The organism is Chryseobacterium sp. Tr-659 (genome assembly GCF_011752975.1).
In the GTDB taxonomy this organism is placed as follows: Bacteria; Bacteroidota; Bacteroidia; order Flavobacteriales; family Weeksellaceae; genus Chryseobacterium.
The window spans coordinates 137,582-159,945 of sequence record NZ_VWWP01000003.1 but is presented as its reverse complement, the minus strand read 5'-3'; the positions used below and the strand labels follow the sequence as shown (position 1 = coordinate 159,945).

Here is a 22,364-nt window from a genome sequence, read left to right as displayed (position 1 = left end):
TACATTTATTTACGTATAAAAATTTTACTGCAAAAGTTCCAAAAGTTTATTTAAGAGATTTTAAATAAGCCTGAGGTTTTATGTCCGGAAAGTGGACCAAAGTTTTAGATATTTTGTGTCTTTTGCGGTAAATAATGAATGCTTTTTAGTATTCAAAATAAATCTATTGTATCTATTCAACTTAAAAAATCAACAATGAAAATTTATAAATTTTTATCACTATTCCTTATTGCTTTTACACTCATTACATTAGCTTCATGTGGAAGCAGAGATGATGATAATCCCCAGGATACTACGCCCGGAAGTCTTCAGATCAAATTCGAAAACGGGTTCAATAATCTAGGAAATATCGTATTAAACCAGACTGTTCAGACATCTTCGTCGGGACAAAAACATAATTTTTCTACCTTGAAATATGTAGTCAGCAATATTACATTGATTGACGAAAACGGAAATGAATTTAAGTACAATGAAAACAACCCGGATAAAGGGGCATTTATTGTAGATCAGGCAGATGCTGTAGCGGGAGTTGTATATTTAAACCTAGACGGGATTCCGAAAAATAATTATAAAAAGATAAAATTTGGTTTAGGGATCAGTCAGAAAGCTTATTTACTGGGCCAGGACGGACAAGCTGAATTCTGGACAAAAGCCAAACAGAAAGGAATGTCATGGTCCTGGGCGGCAGGATATGTTTTTGTAAAACTGGAAGGGAAATACGGAACAGGTGCTCCAACAAAGGAATTTATGAACCATACCGGAAATATGGGAAATACAACAGCCAATAATACACCGGATCTCTATCGTGAAATCACATTGAACCTTCCAACTACCGCGAGAGTTACAGGGAACATCCGCCCTTCAATTCATATTCTTGCAGACCTGAACCAGTTTCTGAGTGGAGATAAAATACTAACGCTTACAGCAGATAATGACATGATGATGGGGTCAAGCGGACATTTGGCAGATGTTACCAATAATCTTACAAAAATGTTTAAAGTAGACCACGTTCATAATGATTAATTTTTTTGTAAAAACGATACTGTTTCTCCTTGTTTTTCTGCTGGGTTGTATTTCTTGTTCTGATGAGGTTATTCAACCGCTGGAAAAAGACGAAGCATATAATCTTAAGTTTCCCTCTTACTTTCCAGAAATGACATTTGATCAATCAGCTAATCCTGTGACCAGAAATGGGTTAGAACTTGGGCGGAAACTATTTTATGAAGGCAGGCTTTCAAGAAATAATACCATTTCATGCGGTTTCTGCCATATTCAGGAAAATGCCTTTACCCATCATGGGCATACCGTTAGCCATGGTGTTGATGACAGAATTGGGATCAGAAATGCCCCGCCAATTCAAAATATGGCCTTTCTGAAAAGATATATGTGGGATGGCGTAATTCATAACCTTAATGAACAGCCTATCAGCCCGATTACAGATGTGAATGAAATGGACAGCTCCATACCGGAAGCTATTTCGAAACTGAAAGGAGATCAGAAGTATAAAAAGCTCTTCAGAGATGCATATGGAGACGAAACGATTACCGGTGAGAGAATTTTAAAAGCATTATCTCAGTTTATGGCTTCAATGATTTCTGCAGATTCAAAGTATGACAGATACCGCCAGGGGAAAGAGTCATTGTCTTCCGAAGAATCTCAGGGAATGGCCTTATTCAGTCAGAAATGTGCTTCCTGTCACAGTGGAGAACTTTTCACAGATGAAAGTTTCCGGAATACGGGAATGTATTACAATACAGAGTTCAAAGATGCCGGCCGTTACCGGGTTACCCTTGATCAGGTGGACTGGATGAAATTCAGGGTTCCCAGTTTGAGAAATGTAGAATATACAGCACCTTATATGCATGACGGAAGATTTTACACCTTAGAAGCCGTTCTGAATTTTTATTCAGATCATGTGGAAGATAATCCTAATCTGGATCCTCAATTGAAAAAAGGCGGACATATTGGGATTGTTATGAACAGTCAGGAAAAGCAGCAGATTATAGCCTTTCTGAAAACCCTGTCCGATAAAAGTTTTATATCTAACCCCAAATTTGCAGAATAACTGAAAGACAACATGAAGAAGATTATATTAATACTAAGCTTAATGATATTCAATTTCAACCCTGCTAAAACCATTCGAGACAGTGTTTATATGGCACCTGATCATTTTAGCAGATTCGATTTTGATGATGATTGTGATGCCTGCGGATGTGCCGCCGGTAACGGATCCTCCGGTTTTGAGTCTTTATTGAACCCACAATTTATCGGGATCAAATATTTTGCACAACATTATAAAGCGAAAGAAAATCTATTTGTAAAAGACCTTACACAGGATCAGTATTTCAATACATTACAGCTTTGGGGAAAGATCCCGTTGACCAAAAGACTGAGTGTTTACGCAAGCCTGCCCTTCCATTTTCATGAAAAGAAAACCATGCAGGGAGATATCAGAATCAATGGAATAGGAGATTTAAATGTGATGGGAATTTACCAGCTGATGAGTTCTAAAGATAATTTTCATCACCTGAGTGGAGGTTTGGGTGTAAAACTTCCTTTAGGAAAATTTGATGAAAAAGGAGTTTCCGGCGTCAATCCGAGTTTTCAGCTGGGAACGGGAAGCTGGGATTATCAGGCTGCTTTGAATTATAAGTTTCAAAAAAACAAAGTTGCGGTACTGGTGAATACAGACTATACCATTAAAACGGAGAATAAAAAAAATTACCGTTTCGGAAATCAATGGAACTATGCTGCGACAGGCTTTTATCAGATTGCAGGAAATGAAAAATCCATATTTTCTGTAAAAACAGGTATTCAGGGAGAAGTATATGCTCAGAATAAACAATTTAATGAAGCCCTGCCTAATACTGCAGGGAGTGCATTGTATGGAAAATTAGGATTTGAAGCCTCTTATAAAAAGCTGAGTCTGGGAAGTGAAGTAATGCTTCCGGTGTATACCCATTTGGCGGGTGGAGATATTGAAGCAAAATCGAGATTCAGTATTTTTCTGAATATTGGAATTTAAAACAAAACCCTTTTTAAAATAATGTTAAAGCTCCTTTGGGAGCTTTAATTGTTTATGAATCATGATTTTAGTTGGGGTTTAGGAATAATTCTCTATCTTTGCCGGAAATTTGGTGAGCCCTAAAAAGCTCTTAAAAAGGGAATCCGGTGAGAATCCGGAACAGACCCGCTGCTGTAAGCTCCGTACCAAGGTTTTTGAAAATATATCCACTGTTTTTAATGGGAAGGATTTCAAAAATGGAGTAAGTCAGAAGACCTGCCAGAAAATAATCGTTTGACGCTTTCGTGGAATAAAGCTTAGGACATCAATGATTCTGTGCAGTGACAGCTGTGCTTTGTCGTTGCTTTCTTATATCCATTAGCGTCATCATTATCCTTAAATGAGCTAATGGTGGCAAAACCAACTACATCCCCGATTCATAAGGTTGTTTTCACAGTACTGGTGTTAACATCCCAACTCCTGTTTTCCCAAACAAAGAAAAAAGACAGTCTCCAGGAAGAAACCATCAAGGTGATCAGTCTTTACAAAAAGAATTTTAAAGAAATTATTCCTGCTCAGGTTATACAGGGAGAGCAGCTTGAAAGATTGAACAGTCAGTCCGTAGCAGATGCACTTCGGTATTTTTCCGGGGTTCAAATCAAAGACTATGGCGGAATAGGAGGGTTAAAGACGATCAATATACGAAGTCTTGGAAGCCAGCACGTAGGTGTTTTTTATGATGGAATTCAATTGGGAAATGCACAGAACGGATTGGTAGATCTGGGAAGGTATTCTTTAGATGACCTTGAAGAAATATCTTTATATAATGGGCAGAAAAGTGAGATTTTTCAGCCTGCAAAAGACTTCGGTTCCTCAGGGTCTATCTATTTACAGCCCAAAACTCCTGTATTTAAAGGAAAAAGGAAAACCAATCTTGTGATAAGAGCAAAAAGTGCATCCATAGACCTTTTCAATCCTTCATTCCGGTTGGAACAGAAAATATCGGACAGGATTTCTACAAGTTTCAGTGGAGAATTTATGCAGAGTGACGGAATCTACCGATTTCGATATGCAAAAAAATATCCGGATGGGCAGCAGGCCTATGATACGATCGCAAAAAGACAGGATTCGGACATCAAAGCAAAACGTTTTGAAACTTCCCTCAATGGAACTTTAAATAACGGAAGCTGGAATATAAGAGGGTATGGTTATATTTCAGACCGGGGAATGCCCGCGCCCATTGTTAACGGTCGTTTTGGAGGCAGAGGAGCAAGGCTTTCAGATGAGAACTATTTTGTACAGGCCAACTTTAGGAAAAAGCTGTTTCCAAAGTTTGAAACACAGCTGAAAGCTAAATTTGCTTACGATTATACCCACTTTATGGATACGGTTCGTTCGCAATCTATTATTCATACAGATAACGTTTATATCCAAAGAGAAGTATACCTTTCTTCATCCAATATATATTCTATTACACCCAATTGGGACGTCAGTCTAAGCGGAGATTTTCAGTACAATAACCTTGATGCCAATCTGGATAACTTTTCTTATCCTACGCGTTACACTACATTAGTGGCTTTGGCAACAACCTATCAGTGGAACAGGTTTAAAATCCTGGGAAGCCTTTTAGGAACATTTACTTTCGAAGAAGTAAGAAAAAATAAAAGACCGGGAGACAGCAGAGAATGGACGCCTTCCGTATTTATGAGCTACCAGCCTGAAATAATTCCTGAACTTACCCTCAGAGCTTTCTATAAAAGGATTTTCCGACTCCCTACGTTCAATGATTTGTACTACACAAATATCGGAAATACTTCCCTGAAGCCGGAATTTACCAATCAATATGACATAGGATTTACCTATCAGAAAAATTATAACAACCGGTTCTTTAAAACCTTCTACGCTAAAGTGGATGGATATTACAATAAAGTACAGGACAAAATTATAGCGGCTCCTAACGGAAGCATGTTCCGCTGGCTGATGATGAATCTTGGGCTGGTTGAAATTATAGGAGCTGATGTAAATGTCCAGACTGAAGTACAATTGGGAAAAGTAAAGCTTAGACCATTACTTTCTTACACGTACCAAAGTGCAAAAGATATGAGTGATCCTGAAGATACTTTCTACCGGAATCAGATTCCCTATACCCCATGGCATAGCGGATCCTTCAGTTTGATGGCAGATTATAAAGACTGGAGTTTCAATTACAGCGCCATGTATGTGGGAGAGCGGTATGACGTGAATCAGGACAATATACAATACAATTATGTGCAGCCCTGGTATACCCATGATCTTTCCGTTCAAAAGAAATTCAACTGGGCAAATCATCAATTTAAAGTAAGCCTTGAGATGAATAATATTTTCAATCAATATTATGATGTGGTGATCAACTATCCGATGCCCGGAAGAAACTTTAAACTTATTCTAAACTTCACCCTATGAGAAAACTAAACTTTTATCTTTTACTTTTTGTATTAGCTTTTCTTACCTCATGCCGTACAGATGATATTATTGTCCGCCAGGAAGTTGTAGAAGGCCTTCCTTCTGAAAATACTGCAATAAAAGGCTTTTACATGTTGAATGAAGGGAATATGGGAAGTAATAAATGTACCCTGGATTTTTTTGATTATACCAAGGGAACTTATTTCCGGAATATCTATGCGGAAATTAACCCGAATGTAGTGAAAGAGCTGGGCGATGTAGGAAATGATATTAAAATCTATGGAAACAAATTATACATTGTTGTCAATGTTTCCAATAAAATTGAGGTGCTTGATGCCAAGACGGCTAAACGTATTACCTCTATTCCATTACAGAACTGCAGGTACTTAACGTTTAAAGATGGAAAAGGTTATGCCAGCAGTTATGCAGGACCAGTAGACATCAACCCGAAAGCACCTAAAGGAAAAGTAGTGGAGATTGATACCGTTTCTCTTTCCATTCAGAGAGAGGTAACAGTGGGCTATCAGCCAGAGGAGATGGAAATTGTAGGAAATCGCTTATTTGTTGCCAATTCCGGAGGATATCGTGCCCCTAATTATGATAATACGGTTTCTGTAATAGATCTGAATAGTTTTACAGAAATCAAAAAACTAGATGTTGCCATCAACCTTCACCATCTTAAGAAAGATAATTATGGTGATCTGTATGTAAGCTCAAGAGGGGATTATTATACCGTTCCTTCCAGTTTATACCTTATAGATGCGGCAACAGGAACCGTCAAAAAAGATTTCCATTTGTCAGTCAGTGAAATGACAATCGTAAATGATAAACTCTATTTCTACGGAAACGAATTCAATTACAATACCCACAGCTATAAAAAATCCTTCGGAATTATTGATGTAAAAACAGAAGAAATCATCGCTAATCGAATTTTTGACAAGGAATATGAAGCTGCCATTAAAACACCTTACGGAATTGCAGTAAATCCAATTACTGAAGATATTTACATTACAGACGCCAGAAATTATGTAGCCATGGGGTTTGTGTATTGCTTCGATAAAAACGGACATTTTAAATGGAAAACCGAAGGTGGAAATATTCCGGCACACTTCGCTTTTTTATACAAATAATCAAACTTTAAGAAATGAACAGAAATACCTTTACCTATTTAAAAATCGGATTTTTATCATGTCTTCTTACTGGTGTGATAGCCTGTAAACATAATGATGAAGATGAATTTGCATTTAACGGTCTGGATGATTCCTATTCCATTGAACGTTTTAAGGTTTTAACCATCCCTACCCATGCTTCGGGATCTGTTACATGGAGTATCAATGATTCTATTATTTCGCAAAGCTCAGAACTTGAGTTTATCAGTCCGAAAGCGGATGCTTATCCTCTGACTTTAAAAATTAACAATAAAGGAAACGAACAGGTATATCATTCTAAAATTATCGTTACCAAAGAAAAGATACCTTACAGTAAATATATCGCCAAAGTATTGGAGTTCCGTCCTGCCGTAGGGCAGTTTATGAATGAAATTCCTGAGTATGAAATTGGAAATACTTCAACGGATATGCTTCAGAAAGCCAATGAATCATTAGTGGGAGGCAGCTCTACTATGATCAGCCTTGGAGGATATGGAGGATATGTTGTTTTTGGATTTGATCATACCATCCCGAACCTGAATGGAAGAGATTTTAAAGTGCTCGGAAATGCATTTTTTGGAGATAGTGCGAATGATCCGCGCTCAGGTTCCTGTGAGCCGGGGATTATTATGGTTGCTTATGACAGAAATAAAAATGGAAAACCTGATAATGATGAGTGGTATGAAATTGCCGGCAGTGAGTATTTCAAAAATACAACCGTTAAAGATTACAGCATCACTTATTATAAGCCTGACGAAAATAAAGTTCCTGTACCCGGCAGCGAGTTTTGGCAGACAGATATAGAATATATTAAGTGGAAAGACAATCTCGGAAACCAGGGGTTTAAAACAAAAAATACTTTTAATTCACAAAGTTATTATCCATTATGGTTTACAGAGACTTCTTACGGTTTTTCCGGGACCAGACTTGCAAACAATTTTTACGATCAGAATGGAGACGGATCATATTGGGTAGGGAAATCCTATGAGTTCGGATATGCAGATAATGCACCCAATAAAGATGAAGCTTCGAATATTGATATTTCCTGGGCAGTAGACAGAAACGGAAAATATGTGAAACTTCCGGGAGTCGATTTTATGAAAATTTATACAGGAGTCAATCAGGAAGCTGGCTGGCTGGGTGAAGTTTCTACAGAAGTTGCGGGAGTTTATGACTTGCATTTCAAATAATAATTCAATCTATTTAATTAAATTAATAAAAAATGAAAAAGTTTTATCTTTTTATGATGCTTTTTCTGTTTGCATGCGTATCGAATGCACAGATAAAAGTTCAGGGTGTACCCCGAAATGATATTTCAGGGATCGGCAAACTTAATACCACTACGATCAGTTTTTCTGATATTCAGTATTGGGTGGGGTCCGGAGCGAACCAGGCAGCTTTTGTAGTACAATGGAATGACAGTAAAAATCCAGATGCTATGGTTTGGGGATTCAAATGGGATGGAAATGCTACAGGAGAAGATATGCTGAAAGCTATTGCCAAGGCAGACCACAGATTATTTACACTGCTTTATCAGGGTACACAATTCGGATCAGCAGTAGGTGGAATAGGTTTTGACCTGAACGGGCAGAATACCAATGCCCTGATCAAAAACGGAAATACAACTTATCCTTTATATCCTGTTGATGGATTTGTTAATACAACAGCTTATGATTTTGACAGCTATACTATTGTAGATGCTGCAAATGATCATTGGCAGTCCGGATGGACCACTAACGGGTATTGGTCTTACTGGGTAAAAGACCCTGCAGATGCAGATTTTGGATATTCTAATGTGGGAGCTTCTTCACGTACATTGGAAAATGGTTCATGGGATGTCTGGAACTTTAATGTAGGATTTAATCAAACGCCGGTTTCTTCTACACTTACGCCAGTTTCACCTTATGTAGCTTCTGCAAACTTTACGAACGGATATTTTTTGGTTAACGAAGAATGGTTTGGTCATACCAATGGTTCCGTAAATTTTATTGACAATAACGGTCAGATTAATTACCGTGTGTATAGTAATGTAAACAATAATCAGGCTTTCGGAGCAACTACGCAATACGGAACAATTTATGGAGATAAATTCTATTTTGTATCAAAGCAGGCTGCTGACGGAGGAGATACTCAATATACTCCTGGAGGAAGATTAGTGATCGCCAATGCACAGACAATGCAGAAAATTGCCGGCTTTAATAACATTGGAGGTGGAGACGGAAGATCATTTGTTGGAGTAAATGAACACAAAGGCTATATTGGAACTTCTACAGGAATTGTTCTTTTTAATATTGATAATTTACAGGTTGGTACTCTGATTGCCGGAACAGGAGGTAACGGACAGATCGGAAATATGATCCGTACTTCACAATATGTATTTGCAGTGAAGCAAAATGCCGGTATTTTAGTTATTGATCCTAATACAGATACCGTAGTGAGTACAATTGCAGGAGGTTTCTATTCAGTAGTTCAGGCTAAAGACGGAAGTGTTTGGGGAATTCAGAATCAGAAGCTGATCAGTATCAATCCTACCACTTTTGCAACACAGGAGTATAATATTCCTACAACAAAATATATCGGAGACTGGGGAGCTTGGAATGCAGGGAGATTTACAGCGAGCAATAAAGAGAATGCATTATACTGGATTAATTCAATCAGCAGCTTTAGCTCAGGAACACAGATTGTAAGATTTGATGTTACGGCAAAAACATTTAATGAAAATTTTGCTGCCATTCCGGGGCAGACAGGGCAATTTAAACAAATTCCTTACGGTGCGGCTCTTCGTATAAACCCCGTTACCGGCGAACTTGTTTTAAACACCACAGAAAGCGGATTTGGAGCTCACTATCAGAAAAACTGGATTCATACTTACGATATGACTGGAGCCCTTATCAATACCAAAACACTGAACGATTACTATTGGTTCCCTTCAATTGCGGTATTTACCAATAACTCAGTCCCTGCTGTAAGCAATATTTTGCCTTCGCAGGTTACAGCTGGAAGTGCTACTACAATTGATTTGAAAACCGTGGTTTCCGATGCTGATAATATGACGGTAGCCATTGTTAAAACTATAAAATCAAACAGTAATCCTACAGCTGTTTCTGCTGTTATTAACAATAACGATGAGCTGGTTCTGACACCGCTTACTTCAGGAACATCTGATATTGTGATCAGCTTTAACTCAAATGGTAAATTAGTGGAAAAAACACTAATGGTAAACAGTACTGCGTCCACTTTAGCAACCGCTGAAGTGAAAAAACTTGAATTTGGTATTTATCCGAATCCGGTTACTGACATCCTTACCATTAAAACACAGGAGAAAATTCAAAACGTTTCTATTTACGATGCTTCGGGTAGAGCCGTTAATGCACAGTTGAATAATGGGCAGATCAATGTAAGCACACTTCCAAAAGGTGTTTATATTCTGAAAGCAGTTACGGATAAAGCTGTATATCAACAAAAATTAATTAAGAATTAATATGATTTTAAATCGTTGATCTTATCAATCTAACCCTGGCTGAATCTGGCCAGGGTTTTTTATTCATTAATAAGAATATCAGCAATACAAAGTCATATAAAAACCCGGCAAGCCTAAAAGGCTTGCCGGGTTCGACTTGTTATGTTTTTTTCTTATTTAATAATCACTTTTTTAGAGTATGTTTTCCCTTCTTTTGTGGTAAGGTTCATAATATATACTCCTTCAGGTTGTTGAGCCTCAAATGAATTTGATTTCAGTTTAGTACGGAATACTTCTTTACCTGAGGTATTGGTTAAAGTAACTTCAGAGCCTTCCGCCTGAATATTTTTATCAAGAGTGATTTGTCCATTTTGGCTGTGAGCCATAAAGTTGATAAATGGATCTTTGTATTGGTATCCGTAGTATACTCTAAGTTCACCACCTATATTAAGCAGGCCTGAGTTTACATTTATTTTGATACGGTCAAAAGGGATGTTCATTGTAAGCTCAATCTCTCCTTTGCTAGGATCTGTATCTCCAAGTTTGATGATGCTGCTGGTTAAGCTTTGGTAATCATTGTTTGATACATCTCCGTTAAAGGTCTCAATAGATACACCTCCCAATACCTGTGCAGATAACGGAGTTCCGTTTGATCCGATTCCAATAACAAGCTTATTGGTATTATTGGCAATGTTGGTTGTCGGGAAAATTAATGTCTGCTCAGTTCTTGCTAATAAGCCAATAGAAACCTGCAGGGTAGAATAATCATTTTCATTGCTTCCCACTGCATTTTGAGGATTTAGCACACCACAACCTAAGCAAACTCCATATACCTGACTGGTTTGGCTGCTTGCATACGTTTTCACAATTTGCGCAAAAGACATTGTGCTCGTTAAAAATAGGGATGTAGCCAGCACAGCTGCTTTTAATGTGCGTCGGCTAAGTAATAAATGAGTTTTCATATGTAGAAAGATTTTGGGTTTCAGCTTTGTGTAAATTTATGAATAAAAAGATTATGTTGATTATTTTATTTCATATTTATGTGATTTGTTAATAATTTGTTGATATTTATAATTATGAATTTGTTTTATTTAACTGTGAATCATTTTGTTTCCTTTTAAAAATAAAAAGTCCGGCAGGTTGAAAAACCTGCCGGACTGAGTCTGTCCCTTATCAATTATTTTATAATAATTTTCTTCGAATACATCTTTCCTTCCTTGGTTTGAAGAGTCATGATGTAAACACCTTCAGGCTGTTGAGACTCGAACGTCTTCGATCTCAGAGTAGAACGGAATACTTCTTTTCCTGATGGATTTGTTAATGTTATTTCAGAGCCTTCGAAAGCTACATTGCCATCAAGAGTTACCTGTCCGTTCTTGCTGTTTGCCATAATATTGATCAAAGGATCCTGGTAAGCATAATAAATTCTGAATCCCCCACCAAGACTTAATACTCCTCCGGTTAAACCTATTCTAACCCCATCATAAGGCTTTTCCGGTTTGAATTCCACGGTACCCCTGTTTGGAGTTGCTCCTAGCTTAAGAAGACTTACATCTATCGTTCTTCTGTCTTCGTTAGAAGTTCCTCCGTTCATGGTTTCTAATGTTACACCGCTTAATAACTGTACAGATAAAGGAATGTTATCTGTTCCGATACCTACAACCAGCCTGGTGTCTGACCTGAGATCAGGAAACAGCAATGTTTGCTGAATCCCTCCTAATAAAGCTGTTCCAAGTACCATAGTAGAATAGTCGTCTTCATTATTTCCAACCGCATTTAAAGGATTATCTACACGGCATCCTAAACAAGCGACTCCAAATACCCCTGAATTTTGTGCATGAGCATAAATTCTGTTCTGTGCAAACAAAGTATTGACTGAGATTAAAGCTAAAGCAATCAATGAAGCTTTAAGTGAGAATTGATTTCCCAAAAGTAAATTAAATTTCATGTTATTTTTATTTTGAATGAATAGTTTTATTCAAATTTAAGGATTAAAAGAAATACTAAGAAATAATATTTCTATAATTGGTGACTTTTTTAATGAAAATTTAATATTCCTTTAATAACCTGGACAGTCCGGAAAAATGAATTGGTCTTAAAATTTGCTGCTAACAGGAATGTAACTTTTGTTGATTGTAATAAACAATATTCTATCGCTCAGGTAATAGTAAAGTGAACAAGGAAAAGAAATTTTTTGACGAAGAATATTTACTTGGAAAGAATCAATGAGATTGATCCTGCTTTATGCTTCAATAAAAGCATTAAATAAAGCGGAGTAGGTGTATCAAAACGAAAAAAGGACTTTCGAAAAAGTCCTTTTGTAGCCCGTAGGGGAATCGAACCCCTCTTACCAGAATGAAAATCTGAGGTCCTAACCGATAGACGAACGGGCCCTCTATCTTCCATCACCAAAATGATGTGTTAGTTTTGTTTTTATAAGTATCAACTCTTAGTTTGTAGCCCGTAGGGGAATCGAACCCCTCTTACCAGAATGAAAATCTGAGGTCCTAACCGATAGACGAACGGGCCGGTTAGAGTGTTGTAAAGAATAGCTTTTTGTTTTGTCTTTAAAAAACCACTGATGTTATACAGTGGTTTTTCAAGATTTTAAGTAGCCCGTAGGGGAATCGAACCCCTCTTACCAGAATGAAAATCTGAGGTCCTAACCGATAGACGAACGGGCCAGCTATACTTTTACGCTAATTTATTAACGTGCTTAGTTAATTTGCTTTTTAAGTTAGCCGCTTTGTTTTTGTGGATAATATTTTTCTTAGCTAATTTATCCAATAAAGCGATAACTTTTGGCAGTTGCTCTGTTGCAGCAGCTTTATCTTCTTCACTTCTCAAAACTTTCATTGCAGTTCTTGCAGTCTTGTGATAGTATCTGTTACGAAGTCTTTTCGTTTCGTTTTGTCTAATTCTCTTTAACGCTGATTTATGATTTGCCATATCGTTTAAATGTGAGTGCAAAACTATAAACTTTTTCTTAAACTACCAAATTTATTTTCAAAAATTTTAATTTTCTTCTGAAAGGTACTTTCTAAGCTTATCTATTGCCTGTTCTATTTTTAAATTTTCCTGTTCTTTTTCTATTTTTTTGATCGTGTTTCCTAACATGATCAGTGCGTTGTTCCATTCTCCAGTCGTATTGGTGAAAGTAAGTTCATCTATTGTTACTTCAAAAGCAACCCTTTCTCCAGTCCTGTAAAGTCTGAAACTGATTTTATCATCTCTGCCTGTAATCCCGTCTTCATTGATTTTTAAATCATAACTTTTTGGGTTAGAGTGGATTTTCTTAAAAAGCAATTTCGCTTCTTGTATTTTTAAATCCGGCATGACATAAAATTTGATAGTTCGTAAATCATTGTTTGCAATGATTTATCAATAATATTTTTCATCAGTGTCACCACATCCGCATGAGCAATTATGGCTAAATTTATTTAAAAATTTTTGCAAATATAAGGCTTTTGTGATATATAATTTCAATAGAATGCTTTTTTAGAAGAAACTAACACGATTTTTTTAATAAGAATCAGCGTATCAATGGACTGCATTTTTCAGAAATTTTCTTTTTTTGAGTACCTCTTTCTAAAAACCTTATAACTTATGATATATTCAAAAGGAAAACAGGTAAGTATAGAAATAAAAAACCTTTAACAATCAGCGAAAGTTAAAGGTTGATATAAGTAGCCTATAGGGGAATCGAACCCCTGTTGCAAGAATGAAAATCTTGAGTCCTGACCACTAGACGAATAGGCCAAATTTTGAGGTTGCAAAAGTAGTTATTCACTTTTAAACTTCAAAATTATTTTAAAAATTTATTTATAAACTTTTTGTATTACCGTGTTCTTGATGCCCTTAGCTTCAAGTTCTTTTTGAAGTTTTACAGCATCTTCCAATGTGTAAATTTTTCCATAAGTGTAATAGAAAACACCACTGTCTTTCTCTCTTTCCACATCTTTAAGGTTCTGAAGAATGTATGAATTTCCATTCAGCTTTTCACCTGCATATACTTCTATAGTATAGTATCCCATGCTGATTCTCTGATTAGGCATGAATCCTACGGCAAAAGCATTCCGGAATCCTGCATCCTTAGCCGTCTTAAGGTTAATATCTTTTACAGAAGCCATATTAGTTACAGCGTAGTAATATTTGTATTGTCCGTTTTCTTTTAGGGTAAGAATGTAATTTAACCCTTTCAGAGCAGGATCATTTTCATTGTACTTGGTAGGAGAACTCATCAACAGTATTCTGAAATCATTTTTCAGAGGAACTTCTGCCGGTTTTTCCGGTTCCGGTTTTTTAACGGCGATAGAACCTCCGGATTTTCTGTCAATCGCTTTCTTATAATCAATGATGGCATTGTATATACTTTCTGCAATCTCATCCTGTCCTTTTTCTGAAGCAATATAATGGCTTTCCTCCGGATGATTGATGAAACCGGTTTCTATCAGTACAGATGGCATGGCGTTCATACGCAGAACGTGAAGGTTTTTTTGGAAAACACCTCTGGAGAATCTCTTGTCTTTGTTCACGAAATTATCTTCTACCAATCCTCCTAAAAGAAGACTGGATTCCAGATACTTACTTTGCTGAAGTTTTAACGCAATTAAAGATTCCGGAGAATCAGGATTATAAGATCCGAAGGTCTGCTTATCTTTTTCATCCAGAAAGATTACGTCATTCTCTCTTTTTGCTACCTCAAGATTTTCGTTGTTCTGGTTCGGTCCCTGTACGTAAGTTTCCGTTCCATAAGCGGTAGGCCTTGCAGAAGAATTACAGTGAATTGATACAAACAGATCCGCTTTACTTCTGTTAGCCAGGTTGGTTCTGTCGGATAAAGACGGATATTCATCGATCTTACGGGTATATATTACTTTAAAATCTCTGTTTTTCTCAAGCATTGCCCCCACTTTTAACGTAATAGCGAGTGTAATGTCTTTTTCGGCCACTCTTCCAATGTCAGAATAAGTCCTGTTGGCTCCATGATCACTTCCTCCGTGACCCGCATCCAGAACGATCGTAAACTTCTTCTGAGAGAAAATAAAGTTGCTGGTTAGGATAAGGAGAAATGATAAAATTATTTTAAAATTTTGTTTGTGCATCTTACAGTTATAAAAATTATATTAATTTTGGGCCTTAATTATATAGAATAAAATTGGCCAAAACCGTCCTCAAAAATATATTACAAATTTTAATTATCCTAATTTTTAACAATTTTTTAGCACAGAAAACGCCCGAAAAATTGCCTAAAAATGCGGTTAATGATACTATTTCCAAAAAGGATACCATAGTTGTAAAAAAAGAAGCTTTGGATGATGTTCTTCGTACAAAAGCCGACGACCAGAGAAGAGATATCCCTAAGAAAATGACATTCCTTAATAAGAATGCACAGGTAAAATACCAGGATATGCAGATTGATGCAGATTATATTTCCATTGATGATAATAAAAATCTGATCTATGCCAGAGGAAAACAAGACTCTTTAGGAAAGATTATTGAACCTGTAATTACCACACAGGCAGGGAAAAAATACGAAACCAACGAGTTCAGTTATAATACGAAGACCAAACAAGCCATCGCTTTCAATGCAAGAACAGAGGAAAGCGAAGGGGTAATTATTGCACAGAAAACAAAAAAATATAATGATTCGGTATTCGCAATGAGAAAAGCGGATTATACTACCGATGATTATTTCATAAAGAAAAAAGATACGGCAGCAGATTATTTTATGAGAGCTTATAATATTAAGCTTATTAAAACCAAAAATAAATCGCAGATCGTTACCGGCCCTATTCAGATGTTTATTGAACAGGTTCCTACACCGCTTTATCTGCCGTTTGCTATTTTACCGTTTTCTGATAAAAGGGCTGCCGGAATTCTGATCCCAAGTTTTGGGGAAAGAGAAGATGTAGGATTCTTCCTGAACGGAATCGGATATTACCAGCCGATTGGTGAACACTTCGATCTTAAAGTACTGGCAGATATCTATACAAAAGGCAGCTGGAACCTTCGTCCACAGATGAATTATCAGAAAAAGTACCGTTATTCAGGATCTTTTAATGCAGATATCGGAACCATGGTAAGAGGGATCAAAGGGCTGGATGATTATACAAAAAACAGTACCTATAGAATCAACTGGACGCATTCGCAGGATTCGAAAGCCAATCCTTTCCTTACGTTTAGTGCCTCTGTGGATATCGTAAGTACAAAGTTTTATAACAATCCGCTTAATAACAACTACATTTTCAATCAGAATGTATTGAATACCCAGCAGAACTCTACGGTAACACTTACCAAAAGATTTTTGAAATTACCGATGACTATTACCGGTACGGCTTCTTACTCGCAGAACTTTGCAACAGGACTTGCTGATCTTCGTCTTCCTCAGATGAATGTAGCCATTAACCAGTTCTATCTGTTCAAATCAAAAACCGGAATAAGACAGGGGCTCCTTGAAAATATTACGGTAAATACCGGCTTCAATCTTACCAATTTCGTAAATACACAGGAAAACGAACTGTTTAAAAAAGAAATGTGGGATAAAATGCAGACCGGACTGAAAAATAATATCGCTTTAGCAACAAATACTACACTGGCAAAATATTTCACATTCAGTTTAAGTGCAAATATTGACAATGCTTTAACGACAAAAACGCTTAACAGATACTATGATCCGATAAAGAATGTTACGGTAGATGATATCAATAAAAACTTCACTGGATATTCTACGTTCTCCACTACGGCCAGTCTTCAGACAATGCTTTATGGAATGTTGAAATTTAAAAAAGGATCTACAATAGAAGCCATCAGACACATGATGACTCCAAGTATCGGGTTCACCTATTCTCCGGATTTTTCTAGCCCTAACTTCGGTTATTATAGAAATTATTACAATGCCAACGGAGCACTTACTCCTTATTCTATTTTTGAAAAAGGAATTATTGGAAGCCCTTCAAGTGGAATGGTAGGAGCATTAGGATTCAATATCGGTAACAATATCGAAATGAAAGTGAAATCCAAAAGCGATTCTACAGGGGTGAAAAAAGTTAAGATCTTCGAATCTTTAAACCTTGCGGGAAGCTATAACTTTGCCGCTAAAGATCACCCATGGTCTGTTTTCTCAATCAACGGACAGTCTTCTTTCTTCAATAATAAGCTTACTGTAAATACAAGTCTTACGCTTGAACCTTATAAAATTGCCTTTACTCCGGGCCAGGATACGGGAATAAGAACAGAACAGTTCGGCCACTTCAGTGTACAGGGATTCAATGTTCAGTTATCTTATCCTCTAAGCAGCGAGATCTTTGGAGAAAAAACGGATTATGCTAAGAAGTATTCCATGAAAGGAGAGGTAAGGAATGAAAATTATTATTTTGATGATGATCATTACGCTCATTTTGACCAGACATGGACATTAAACGTAAGTGCCAACTATGCCTATTCAAAAGGACTGAGCAGATTTGCAAATAAAATAGCATCCATAGGATTAGATGGTAGCATTAAGCTTACTCCTTACTGGAATATCAACGGAAGTACACATTATGATATGGTGACCAAAGAATTGGCTTACACAAGAATTGGTTTCTCCAGAGATCAGCGAAGTTTTACGATCAATTTCAACTGGGTTCCTTTCGGACAGTATAAAGTATATGACTTCTTTATCGGTATCAAAGCCAATATCTTAAGCGATGCATTGAAGTATAAAGACAGAAGTTTTACACAGCCAAATGCTCCTTTCTAATATCCGATTGGCAATTGATAATATAAATTTTATATTTGCAACCAGAATAAATTCTAATGAAATCACTGTTGGTGAAATTTTCCAACCAACGAATTCAACATATAGTGATGACATATGGTTTAGAAAAAAAATAAATATCCACATATGAAACAAATAATCAATACAGTTAATGCACCGGCAGCTATCGGACCTTATTCACAAGCAAATCTGGCTAACGGAGTTTTATATATTTCCGGGCAGATTCCTGTAGATCCTGCAACAGGTAAATTAGTAGAAGGAATCGAAAAAGAAACCCATCAGGTAATGAAAAACCTTGAAGCTATTCTTACAGAAGCCGGAATGACTTTTAAAAATGTTGTAAAAGCTACGATCTTCCTTAAAAGTATGGATGATTTTGCCGTAATGAATGATATCTATGCATCTTACTTAGATGCAGATAGTTATCCGGCACGTGAGACTGTACAGGTTTCCTGCCTGCCTAAAAATGTGGATATCGAAATTTCTATGATTGCACATCAGGATTAATGAACTTTATAAGAAATACAATTGCGGTGTTGATAGGCCTTGGTATTGCGGGGCTTATTATTACCCTTGGTATAAGGGCTTTCCCGCAATGGGTTACTTTTGAAGCTTTTGCTCCGTTTGAGCATTGGCAGAGGTTTCTTTTCAGTATGAAAGATGATAAGGCATTTTTCGGCTTTCTCCTGTTTATTTCCGGATTGGGGACTACCATTGGAGGTGTTGCAACGGCAATCATCGTTAAATATGCTAAAGTAGCTTATGCTATTTTAATCGGCTTTATCATGCTTTTCATTGCGATGCTGGATGTGATCATATTTCCGTATCATCCTACATTTTATAAAATATCGATCTTCCTTACTTTTTTTCCGTTTTCCTGGATTGGAGGTAAGATTGTAGAAGTTATTTATGAACGCAACAAGAAAAAGAGAATTGCTGATAAAATGAAAAGAGATTAATCTCCAATTATATAAATACACACTATATATTAATCATAGCAGGTCTTTCTGCTATGATTTTTTTTTGTAAAATACTCAAATGCCTTCTACATCAGGCGTTAATAAGTGTTAGCTATTCTTTTTTATAACAATTATTAACGCTGTGGAATTTTCATCATCATGGTCTATATGTTAATTTTGTCACTATTAAATCGCTTTTTGATTTAATTAAAACACAATTTTAGATGAAAAAAATGGTTATTGTTCTTTTAGGAATGACAATGAATTGTTATTCCCAAAAGATAAGAGAAAATGAAACTCTGAATACGGATGGTTTTGCTGTTTCTTTTTACGTTATCAACAAGGAAACAGTTAATGTCAGAAAAGTAGAGTACGACAGGTATAAGGTTGCAGTAAATGTTAAAAACAATACTGGGAAATCCTTTAATATAAGGCTTTCTTCAACTTCAGATTTGTTAGGATCTTTAGACGATACTTCTGATAAAGTAGGACTTTTTGAATTAAGCTGTGTTAATGCTACGGGGGCGAGACTTACTTCCAAAAGAATTTCAGTGGGACTGAAGCCGCATCGTATAAGGGTAGCATACTGGGAGTATAATAGCGACCGAAAGTATGTACAGAGTTATATGACTGTAACCGCAGGCTATTATCTGGATTCTCAGGAGTCTGTTAACGATGAAGCGATCTTCATTGTGCCTAAAGGTGAGCAGCCAGATGTTCTGGTAAGGAAACTTCAATAATTTTTTTATATATCATTTTTGTACCGCAAAATTTATAAGAGCAGCTGTTTCAGCTGTTTTTAAGGTTTCTTTTATCTGTTATCTATGACTGAATGTATGTACAGCTCCGGATAGTGTAAAGTTACCTGATAGAAAATTTTTATGTCTTACAAAGTCACCTACGTAAATGCATTTGAGTTTTTCTATTATTGAAAATGTTCTTTCTATGGTTCCTTCTCTCACTTTAAGAAACTACCATAGTAGAGGAACTGATCTTTTTCTGTAAATAATTGTGAAAGAAATGATTTCCAGTAAAGTATGTGTGGTATTATAAGTGCCGGTATCACTTACTTTCTTTTCTTAAGTCTGACTTTAAGGTTATTTTGTATCATTGAATTCATCAACTAGTGATTTATTTTGTTTTACGATGTTCATGATGTGATCTTTTCATGTCTTTTGAATTTTAATTCTTAAAAAAGACTTATAACCACTAATTATATTATATGTTAAAAGCATTCTATTTATTATTTATTTTCTTTTTTCTATCATGTAAAGAAGAAAATTCCAACGCTTATTTTTACGAAATTACCAAAGAGATTATCCCGGTCAGGTATGAAAGAGGCCCAATCTCAAAAATTCAGGAAAGAGAACTAGAGAAGTTCAAAAAATATAATAACGAAAAATATCTTATAGGAAGCAAATATGCTCAGCTCTTTTTATATCATGAAGGAGACAGCTCTGAGAAATCTTTTGTTCAGATTCCGCTTGTATTTCAATTGTTATGGCTTAATAATGACAAGCATAGTTTTATCTCAATGGCCTGTTATGCATTACTGGCTTTTCAGTTTGAGAATACATCGCCTGATCTTGCTATGAAGTTTATTGATGATGCAATACGGTTTAATAAAAAAGATCCGAAAGAATATTTTATTGCTCATCTGTATCACATGAAAGGGAGGTTATACTTTAATGATCAGAAATATTCTAAAGCACAATTCTATTTTCAGCTGGCTTTGAGAAAATTTCCTAAGGATGATTTTTTATATGTAGCCTCTATGTATAATAATTTCGGACTTGTGTATAATAAAATCAGAAATAATAAAAGAGCGATTGAAGAAGTAGGAAAAGGAATTGAAGTCCTGAAAAAGAAAAGTAATTTATCAGGAACTGAGATCAATTTTTTATACTTAATGAGAGGGTACTTGGGAACATACCTCTATGAAAACAGGAATTATAAAATGGCAGAAGATGAGCTAAGACAGGTTTTTAATTATTATAGAAATACATTAAACTATAAGGGAGCTATAGCGTGTGCTGAAAAATTAATTAATCTCTATTATGAAAGCCAGCAGCAGTTCAAAATTATAGCGATCATTAATTTGTTGAAAGAACTTAGAATTCCGCCTAAAAATACAACAGATGAAATTGCTCTTAATGGGATTTTTCAGAAATATTATTCCTATAAAAACGATGTAGGTAACTTAAAAAAAATCTCTCAAAGATTGATTGAGCTCAATCATAAACTCAATTTGGAGAGTATGAAGAATACAAAAATAATCACTACTGCATTAAATAATAATCTTATCCACGGTCTTGTCAAAAAACGTTCGGATGATATTGCTTCCAGCAGAAAAAAATATCAGACTGTAGAGGCATTGATCATATTGACAGTCATCTTATCTGCGGGTATTATACTCAGAATGTTTTTAAATAGTAAAAGAAAAATGAAGGACATAGAATGTCAAAAAAAATTGCTGAAGAACAGTATTTCTTTTCAGGAACAAAAAATAAGTCTTCTTTATCAGAATATTAGTTTAAAACAACAAGTAGAGGAAATTATCATGGATAATCTGAAGAGAATTAAAAATGAGAATGATTCTGAATCAATCGTTCGAGAAATGACTTTAAAAATAAATAGTTTGATGAATATTGATAAGAAAAGTGTTAATCTGATTCATGAAAGCAGCGTTGAAAATAAACAGTTTATAGAGAACCTGACTAAAAGATGTGAAAACTTAACGAAAACAGAGCTCAGATTATGCAGCTATTTCAGAATGGATTTGTCTGCCAAAGAAATTTCTGCGATTGAAAATACATCTCCGGGAACAATCAGGGTCCATAAAACGAAAATCAAAAATAAACTGAATGTACCTAAAACACAGAATCTAAGTTCGTTTTTAATTGAATTGTAATTGACATTCTCAACATGAAACAATCAATATTTAATAAAATTATAGGATAGGTGAAAATAATTAATGCCTATTGATGAAAACCAATAGCCTATATGATGGTGATTAAAAAGTGAGTCGTCCTAAAATAGGTTGGCAATATATTAAACAATATTGAATCCGGAGAACGTTTTTGTTTCTTCGGGTTTTTTATGGAGTTTCCATAACAAGGCTCAAGGCGGCTCTTTTCAGAAATGTTATTCCTATAAAAACAATATGGATAACTTAGAAAAAATCTCCCAAAGATTAACGGGCTAATCATTATATCAATTGGAAGAACGTAAAGAATAATACAAAAAAGAATAACTACCGTATTAAATAATAATCTTATTTACAGTTTGTAGGAAACCTCACAAAAAGATGTGAAAATTTAACGGAAACAGATATCGGATTATGCTGCTATTTCAGAATGGACATGTCTGCCATGAGATTTCTGCGATTGAAAATACATCTCCGGGAACCATCAGAGCCTATAAAACAAAAATCAAAAATAAATTGAATGTATCTGAAGTGCAGAACTGAGTTTGTTTTTAATTGTACTGTAATTAATTGGCATTTTCAATACGAAAACAATCAATAATTAAGAAAATTTTAAATCAAATTAATGTATTTGTAGTTTTTCTTATTTATTAATGAAAATAA

At 35.7% G+C, this 22,364-nt stretch carries 18 protein-coding genes, 4 tRNA genes and 1 riboswitch; of the genes, 13 read left to right on the top strand and 9 right to left on the bottom strand.

Annotation, left to right across the window (positions count from 1 at the left end; translation table 11 throughout):
* The first annotated feature begins 195 nt into the window (after positions 1 to 195).
* From F3J23_RS08390 to F3J23_RS08360, 7 genes are all read left to right on the top strand, one after another.
* Positions 196 to 1,023 (top strand): MbnP family protein, encoded by an 828-nt coding sequence (locus tag F3J23_RS08390; protein WP_167026932.1) that lies wholly within the window; start codon positions 196 to 198, stop codon positions 1,021 to 1,023.
* A complete protein-coding gene (locus F3J23_RS08385) occupies positions 1,016 to 2,065 on the top strand; it encodes a cytochrome-c peroxidase (RefSeq protein WP_185156443.1) in 1,050 nt (349 codons plus the stop codon). The genes F3J23_RS08390 and F3J23_RS08385 overlap by 8 nt, the downstream gene beginning before the upstream one ends.
* 12 nt (positions 2,066 to 2,077) lie before the next feature.
* Positions 2,078 to 3,025, top strand: a complete 948-nt coding sequence (locus F3J23_RS08380; RefSeq protein WP_167026929.1) for a transporter — start codon at positions 2,078 to 2,080, stop codon at positions 3,023 to 3,025.
* A gap of 93 nt (positions 3,026 to 3,118) precedes the next feature.
* Positions 3,119 to 3,303: riboswitch (cobalamin riboswitch) on the top strand.
* A gap of 109 nt (positions 3,304 to 3,412) precedes the next feature.
* Positions 3,413 to 5,446, top strand: a complete 2,034-nt coding sequence (locus tag F3J23_RS08375) for a TonB-dependent receptor plug domain-containing protein (RefSeq protein WP_167026926.1) — start codon at positions 3,413 to 3,415, stop codon at positions 5,444 to 5,446.
* Positions 5,443 to 6,576: a YncE family protein gene (locus tag F3J23_RS08370; RefSeq protein WP_167026923.1), complete on the top strand. Its 1,134-nt coding sequence runs from the start codon at positions 5,443 to 5,445 to the stop codon at positions 6,574 to 6,576. The genes F3J23_RS08375 and F3J23_RS08370 overlap by 4 nt, the downstream gene beginning before the upstream one ends.
* Positions 6,577 to 6,590: 14 nt before the next feature.
* Positions 6,591 to 7,784 (top strand): cell surface protein, encoded by a 1,194-nt coding sequence (locus F3J23_RS08365; protein WP_167026919.1) that lies wholly within the window; start codon positions 6,591 to 6,593, stop codon positions 7,782 to 7,784.
* A 32-nt stretch (positions 7,785 to 7,816) separates the two neighbouring features.
* A complete protein-coding gene (locus F3J23_RS08360) occupies positions 7,817 to 10,075 on the top strand; it encodes a DUF5074 domain-containing protein (RefSeq protein WP_167026916.1) in 2,259 nt (752 codons plus the stop codon).
* A gap of 152 nt (positions 10,076 to 10,227) precedes the next feature.
* Here the strand turns inward: F3J23_RS08360 and F3J23_RS08355 are convergent, their stop codons facing one another.
* The 9 genes from F3J23_RS08355 to F3J23_RS08315 form a co-directional block, all read right to left on the bottom strand.
* Complete coding sequence (locus F3J23_RS08355; RefSeq protein ID WP_167026913.1) at positions 10,228 to 11,016, bottom strand: T9SS type A sorting domain-containing protein; 789 nt, start codon at positions 11,014 to 11,016, stop codon at positions 10,228 to 10,230.
* 215 nt (positions 11,017 to 11,231) lie between these two features.
* Entirely contained in the window at positions 11,232 to 12,002 is a 771-nt protein-coding gene (locus tag F3J23_RS08350) for a T9SS type A sorting domain-containing protein (protein WP_167026910.1), read from the bottom strand.
* 373 nt (positions 12,003 to 12,375) lie between these two features.
* Positions 12,376 to 12,447 (bottom strand) — tRNA-Glu (locus tag F3J23_RS08345).
* A 64-nt stretch (positions 12,448 to 12,511) separates the two neighbouring features.
* Positions 12,512 to 12,583 (bottom strand) — tRNA-Glu (locus tag F3J23_RS08340).
* Between the two features lie 83 nt (positions 12,584 to 12,666).
* Positions 12,667 to 12,738: transfer RNA gene (locus F3J23_RS08335), tRNA-Glu, on the bottom strand.
* 10 nt (positions 12,739 to 12,748) lie between these two features.
* Positions 12,749 to 13,003, bottom strand: coding sequence for a 30S ribosomal protein S20 (gene rpsT / locus F3J23_RS08330; RefSeq protein WP_167026907.1), 255 nt, complete (start codon positions 13,001 to 13,003; stop codon positions 12,749 to 12,751).
* A 66-nt stretch (positions 13,004 to 13,069) separates the two neighbouring features.
* Positions 13,070 to 13,390, bottom strand: a complete 321-nt coding sequence (locus tag F3J23_RS08325) for a hypothetical protein (RefSeq protein ID WP_167026904.1) — start codon at positions 13,388 to 13,390, stop codon at positions 13,070 to 13,072.
* Positions 13,391 to 13,741: 351 nt separating this feature from the next.
* Positions 13,742 to 13,813: transfer RNA gene (locus tag F3J23_RS08320), tRNA-Glu, on the bottom strand.
* A 59-nt stretch (positions 13,814 to 13,872) separates the two neighbouring features.
* On the bottom strand, positions 13,873 to 15,159 hold the full coding sequence (locus F3J23_RS08315; RefSeq protein ID WP_185156442.1) for an N-acetylmuramoyl-L-alanine amidase: 1,287 nt from the start codon (positions 15,157 to 15,159) through the stop codon (positions 13,873 to 13,875).
* A 53-nt stretch (positions 15,160 to 15,212) separates the two neighbouring features.
* Here F3J23_RS08315 and F3J23_RS08310 point away from each other — a divergent pair, with 53 nt between their 5' ends.
* The 6 genes from F3J23_RS08310 (at position 15,213) to F3J23_RS08285 (ending at position 22,244) form a co-directional block, all read left to right on the top strand.
* Positions 15,213 to 17,798, top strand: coding sequence for a putative LPS assembly protein LptD (locus tag F3J23_RS08310; protein WP_167026901.1), 2,586 nt, complete (start codon positions 15,213 to 15,215; stop codon positions 17,796 to 17,798).
* A gap of 144 nt (positions 17,799 to 17,942) precedes the next feature.
* Complete coding sequence (locus tag F3J23_RS08305; RefSeq protein ID WP_167026898.1) at positions 17,943 to 18,323, top strand: RidA family protein; 381 nt, start codon at positions 17,943 to 17,945, stop codon at positions 18,321 to 18,323.
* On the top strand, positions 18,323 to 18,775 hold the full coding sequence (locus tag F3J23_RS08300) for a hypothetical protein (RefSeq protein ID WP_167026895.1): 453 nt from the start codon (positions 18,323 to 18,325) through the stop codon (positions 18,773 to 18,775). Before F3J23_RS08305 ends, F3J23_RS08300 begins: the two co-directional genes overlap by 1 nt.
* Positions 18,776 to 18,999: 224 nt before the next feature.
* Entirely contained in the window at positions 19,000 to 19,515 is a 516-nt protein-coding gene (locus tag F3J23_RS08295; RefSeq protein WP_167026893.1) for a hypothetical protein, read from the top strand.
* Between the two features lie 482 nt (positions 19,516 to 19,997).
* The gene (locus tag F3J23_RS08290; RefSeq protein ID WP_167026890.1) at positions 19,998 to 21,686 is read left to right on the top strand and encodes a LuxR C-terminal-related transcriptional regulator; all 1,689 of its coding nucleotides are present in this window, start codon (positions 19,998 to 20,000) and stop codon (positions 21,684 to 21,686) included.
* 429 nt (positions 21,687 to 22,115) lie between these two features.
* A complete protein-coding gene (locus F3J23_RS08285; RefSeq protein ID WP_167026887.1) occupies positions 22,116 to 22,244 on the top strand; it encodes a LuxR C-terminal-related transcriptional regulator in 129 nt (42 codons plus the stop codon).
* Positions 22,245 to 22,364: the final 120 nt, after the last annotated feature.